Annotated in this window: 1 pseudogene; it reads left to right on the top strand. The window is 64.9% G+C overall.

Annotated elements, in window-relative coordinates:
* Positions 1 to 139 precede the first annotated feature (139 nt).
* A pseudogene (locus HV796_RS42895) lies at positions 140 to 793 on the top strand (IS110 family transposase); the annotation flags it as partial.

Genomic DNA, 793 nt, shown 5'->3' with positions numbered 1-793 from the left:
GGTAAGTCAGAATGATTTTCCGTGGAGGCGGAGGCTGGCCTGCCGCAGGAAATCAAACGCGGGTTAGCATGACTGCCAGAGCCGCACGGGCGTGGCACGGGGCCACGCCCCCGGCGATCTTGCCCAACGGAGGGCCAGCATGAGCAACGATAGCACGATCTACATCGGACTCGACGTTCACAAGGACTCGATCACGGCCGCCTACGCGATCGATGCAGGCGAGGTTGAACTGTTCGGCAAAACAAGGTACCACAGGCGCTGACATTGATCGCCTGTGCCGCCGCCTGCAGTCCAAAGCCCGACACGTACGCGTCGTCTATGAAGCAGGCCCGTGCGGCTACGCTCTCTACCGGCAGCTCATCCAGAAGGGTTTCGACTGCATGGTCTGCGCGCCATCACTGATCCCCCGCAAACCCGGCGAGCGGGTCAAGACCGACCGGCGCGATGCCGTCAAGCTGGTCCGGTCCCTGCGCGCGGGCGACCTCTCGGCCGTCCACGTACCCGGTATCGAGGACGAGGCATTCCGCGATCTTGCCCGCGCATGGGCCGCTGTCCGCGAGGATCTGCGTCAGGCCCGCCAGCGGCTCAAATCCTTCCTGCTCGCGCATGGCATTCGCTATACCGGTTCGGCCAACTGGGGCCCGGCGCATCGGCGCTGGCTCGGCCGTTGCTCCTTTCCCACCACCTGCCAGCAGCTTGCCTTCGAGGAGCATCGGCGCACCATTGAAGACCGGCTTGCACAGTGCGAACGTCTCGAAACCGCCCTGCGCGACGCGGTCACCGCCTGGCGATT

Source organism: Paraburkholderia humisilvae, assembly GCF_902859855.1.
In the GTDB taxonomy this organism is placed as follows: domain Bacteria; phylum Pseudomonadota; class Gammaproteobacteria; order Burkholderiales; family Burkholderiaceae; genus Paraburkholderia; species Paraburkholderia humisilvae.
The sequence above is the reverse complement of the archived record's forward strand: the minus strand, read 5'-3'. Positions and strand labels throughout refer to the sequence as shown.